We start from the raw sequence: 4,073 nt of genomic DNA, 5'->3' as shown, positions 1-4,073 counted from the left end.
CGACCACGCCGAGCGCCAGCAACGGCCAGCTCCGCCGCCCCAGCGCGCGCTGGCCCAGCGCCATCAGCGACAGCGTGCCGCCCTCGCCGTTGTTATCGGCGCGCAGCAGCAGCAGCACGTATTTCGCTGTGACGACGATGAAGAGCGCCCACAGGATCAGCGACAAGACGCCGAGCACGATAATGCGCGTGACCGGGGCGCCGTGTGAGGCCCCGGCGACCGCTTCGCGGAAGGCGTAGAGCGGCGAGGTTCCGATATCGCCGAACACCACCCCGATACTGCCGAGTGTCAGCTGCCAAAACCCAGTCGAAATCGGGGCCTCAGCTGGCACTTCGGTCGATGTTTCGCTGAAGGCCATGTCCCTGGAACGCCCTGTTGGTGATTTTGATCCCGCCTATCGCGCGCCGGGACGAGCCAGTCAACCGTGAGACCATAGCACCAAGCAACAATGCCGGCCCTTTCGGAACCGGCATTTTTCAGGTGGAGCGTCAAAAAAATGAATTGACGCGCTTACGGCTTGAGGTTTGGCGGCAGCGGCGGGTCTTCGCGCATCAAGGTGATGGTCACCCGGCGGTTGGCGGCCATCATCGGATCGTCGGGAAACAACGGCTGGCTGTCGGCCTTGCCCGACACCGAGAACACGTGAGCCGGTGGCAGGCCCTCGCGCTCCAGGATCTGGCGCACCACATTGGCGCGATCCGCCGACAGATCGAAGGCGTCGTATTCGCTGCGCGCGGGAACGAAGCCTGCGGCGGTATGCCCTACGATTGAGACCCGCAGCGGGGTCGCCTTCAACGGCAGAGCCAGCTTCTGCAGCAGTTGCCGGGTGCGCTCGTAAGGCACCTTGGAGCCGTCGGCAAACATCGAGCGGCCGTTCTGGTCGATGATTTCGAGATTGAGACCCTGGGTGGTCTCCTCGAACATGATGTTCTTTGAGACTTCAGCGATTTCCGGCATGTCCTGCAGCGCCTGGCGCAACGAGGCCGACGCCAGCGCAAATTCGCGGTCCATCTTCAGCTTGGCGCCCTTGGGCCGGCCGGCAGAGTTGTTCTCGTCCGGGCTGGTGACGTTGGACGACTCGTCCGGATTGACGTGACCGACGTTCTTGGTCTGGCCGCGCGTCGGCAGTCCGTCGGACTCAATGACACCGGAATAGCGCGCGTCCGACTGTACGCCGAACGCTTCGCGCATCGAGCCCGCCACGACTTTGAGCTTCTGCGTGTCCTGAGTCGAGAACGACACCAGCATAACGAAGAAGCTCATCATCAGTGCCATCAGATCGGCGAAGGTCACGAACCAGCCGTGACCGCCATGGGCTTCTTCGCGTTTTTTCTTCGCCATCGAGGTGCTTTCCGAGCGCTTTCAGCGGTCGCTTATGCAGGGACCGGCTCGCCTTCTTCGTGGCGATGTTTCTCGGGCAGATAGGCCAGCAGCATTTCGCGGACCAGCGTCGGGCTCTTGGAGTCGCGGATCATCAGGATGCCGTCGATGATCAGCGTGCGGTTGGTCTCTTCGTCGAGCAGCTTGCCGTGCAGCTTGTCGGCGATCGGCAGACAGAACAGGTTGGCGACCAGCGCGCCGTACAGCGTCGCCAGCAGCGCGGTCGCCATGAACGGTCCGAGCTTGGAGGGATCCGACATGTTGGAGAACATCTGCACCATGCCGATCAGCGTGCCGATCATGCCGAATGCCGGCGCGCAGTCGCCGATGGCGCGATAGATCTTGCTGCCTTCATTGAGGTGCATCAGGAAGTTGTCGCGGTCGCGCTCAAGATTGTCGCGGATGAATTCGAGGTCGTAGCCGTCGGCGACATAACGAATGCCCTTGGCCAGGAACGGCTCGTTGGTCTCGACCTTTTCAAGGCCGACGGGCCCCTGCTTCCGAGCGATCTCGGCGATGCGCGCGAGTTCGTCGACGAGATCGCGCGCCGACAGCCGGCTCATGGTGAAGGCGAACTTGGCGCCGAGCGGCAGGCCGTGCAGCATGACACCGAGCGGGAAGCGGATCATGGTCGCGGTGATAGACCCGCCGAAGATGATGATCATGGCATGCTCGGAGATGAACATGTGCAGATCGCCGCCCATGAACACCATCAGCGCGATGACGGCTATGCCGCCAAGGAGCCCTGCGCCCGTCATGATATCCATGGAAAACTCCGACGCTATGCGTACGCGAACTACTGTCCGTCCTGGACGGCGGCGCGTCCCAAATCGGAGCGCGCTTCACACCGTAGCGGCAGCGCCATTAAGGACCGGTTACCGGAAAAATAAGCATTAACAACCGGTTAACAGGATCAATAGACACCTCCCTACCCACTGCGTTTGTTGGGCTTTGGAGGGGTGGTGTCTAGTCCTTGGGGCGCAAAATGACTGAATTTACCGACACTATCGCCGGCCGCGAGATCGTCGTCTGGCCAGGCAACGCTCAGGAATCGCCGCGGTCAATCGAGACCCCTCTCCAGCCATCGATTCAGCCGACGCTGAGCGGTCTTATCTTCGCCTACCAGCACGACCCGCTCTCCCGGTTCCACAAGCTCCGGTACGCCATCCGGCAGAACCATGCCGCGCTGCTGCGACGGGTCGATGAGCGCCACGGCGGGACCGCGCTGGCCGATATCTCCGGCCGGACCCTGACGCAGTGGCATACCGACTGGCAGGGCGACGGCAAGGTGGCCATGGCCCATGCCTTCATCTCGCAACTGCGGACGCTGTTCGGGTTTGGCTTTGCCCTTCTGAGCTGCGGCGAGTGCCGGCGCCTCAGCGCGACGTTGGGCGAAGCAGCGATGCGGTTCCCGATGGCCCCGGCGCGTGAGGTCCGCTTGACCGCCGACCAGGCGAACGGCGTCCGCCACTGGGCGCATGCGATCGGCTGGCACTCCATCGCCCTGGCGCAGGCTTTTCAGTTCGAACTGATGCTCCGCCAGAAAGATTGCGTGGGGGAATGGGTGCCGGAGAGCGAACCCGGAGAATCCATCATCCGCTGGCGCGGCCAGAAGTGGCTGCGCGGGATGTGGTGGCGCGAGATCGACGAGAACCTGATCTTCCGCCACGTCACCAGCAAGCGGCTGAAGCCGGTCGCTGTTGACCTCAAGCTTTCGCCGATGGTGATGGACGAGATCACCAACCACATCGAGCCGGGCCAGATCCACCCACGCGACCCGGTCATCTGCTGCGAGGCGACGGGCATGCCGTATTCGGCCGCTGAGTTTCGCCGCAAGTGGCGGATCGTCGCCGACTATGCCCGTATCCCCAAAAACGTCCGCAACATGGACTCGCGATCGGGCGCCATCACAGAATCTTTCGAGGCGGGCATCCCTGGAGAGGCCATTCAGAAGATGGCGACCCATTCCGATATCGCGATGACTCAGCGGTACAATCGCGGCGACTATCAAAACACAGCGGCTAAAGTGCAGGCCGCGCGCACCGCCCACCGCGGCGCCGAGACGGTCATGGATGCGGAGCGCGGAACCCCTCCAGCGGGGGTCGCATGAATGTCCTCGACCTTTTCAGCGGAATTGGCGCCTTTGCTCTCGGAATGCAGCGAGCCGGGATGCGGCATGCCGCCTTCTGCGAGATCAATCCCTTCTGCCGCGGCGTGCTCGCCAAGCACTGGCCTGACATCCCGTGCCATACCGACATTCGAACCCTTAACGCCTTCGGTCCTGTCGCCGGCATCTGCGGCGGGTTCCCGTGCCAGCCTTTCAGCACCGCCTCTCGAGGACGCCGCGTCGCCGAGAACCTCTGGCCCGACATGCAGCGCATCATTGATCGCGTCCGGCCCGAGTGGGTCATTGCCGAAAACGTCCAGGAAGAGGCAATCGCCTACGCGGCTCGGTGTCTCAATGGACTTGGCTACCCAACGTACTACCGCCGTATATCAGGGGCTGACGCAGGGGCAGACCATATCCGAAATCGTTGGTGGCTCGTTGCACACCCCGACGCGGAAGGCGAACTTCACGGCGCCATCGATGCAGAAGTGGCCAAGCTGCAGGCGCTATGTGTTGGCCTTTGGGGGCCGCGAAATTACGCCCGAGCAGTTCGAGTTCTTGATGGGCCTGCCGATCGGATGGACCG

At 62.9% G+C, this 4,073-nt stretch carries 5 protein-coding genes; 2 read left to right on the top strand and 3 right to left on the bottom strand.

Annotated elements, in window-relative coordinates:
- The 3 genes from JWR89_RS23870 to JWR89_RS23860 all read right to left on the bottom strand — a co-directional run.
- The coding region (locus tag JWR89_RS23870) for a KUP/HAK/KT family potassium transporter (RefSeq protein WP_299720677.1) at positions 1-358 on the bottom strand (358 nt) is incomplete at its 3' end.
- Between the two features lie 152 nt (positions 359-510).
- Positions 511-1,341: a flagellar motor protein MotB gene (locus tag JWR89_RS23865; protein ID WP_299720676.1), complete on the bottom strand. Its 831-nt coding sequence runs from the start codon at positions 1,339-1,341 to the stop codon at positions 511-513.
- A gap of 32 nt (positions 1,342-1,373) precedes the next feature.
- Positions 1,374-2,147 carry a MotA/TolQ/ExbB proton channel family protein gene (locus JWR89_RS23860; RefSeq protein WP_299720674.1) on the bottom strand — a complete coding sequence of 258 codons (774 nt, stop codon included), beginning with the start codon at positions 2,145-2,147 and terminating at the stop codon, positions 1,374-1,376.
- 218 nt (positions 2,148-2,365) lie between these two features.
- Here JWR89_RS23860 and JWR89_RS23855 point away from each other — a divergent pair, with 218 nt between their 5' ends.
- Positions 2,366-3,490, top strand: coding sequence for a tyrosine-type recombinase/integrase (locus JWR89_RS23855; RefSeq protein WP_299720673.1), 1,125 nt, complete (start codon positions 2,366-2,368; stop codon positions 3,488-3,490).
- A partial coding sequence (locus JWR89_RS23850; RefSeq protein ID WP_299720672.1) for a DNA cytosine methyltransferase occupies positions 3,487-4,073 on the top strand: 587 nt, incomplete at its 3' end. The genes JWR89_RS23855 and JWR89_RS23850, both read left to right, overlap by 4 nt.

This window comes from Tardiphaga sp., assembly GCF_028290785.1.
Taxonomy (GTDB): Bacteria; Pseudomonadota; Alphaproteobacteria; order Rhizobiales; family Xanthobacteraceae; genus Tardiphaga.
This window is presented reverse-complemented; position numbering and strand designations above follow the sequence as displayed.

Coding starts and splice junctions, on each gene's coding strand:
- JWR89_RS23855 (WP_299720673.1), top strand. CDS start 2,366: ATGACTGAATTTACCGACACTATCGCCGGCCGCGAGATCGTCGTCTGG.
- JWR89_RS23865 (WP_299720676.1), bottom strand. CDS start 1,341: ATGGCGAAGAAAAAACGCGAAGAAGCCCATGGCGGTCACGGCTGGTTC.
- JWR89_RS23860 (WP_299720674.1), bottom strand. CDS start 2,147: ATGGATATCATGACGGGCGCAGGGCTCCTTGGCGGCATAGCCGTCATC.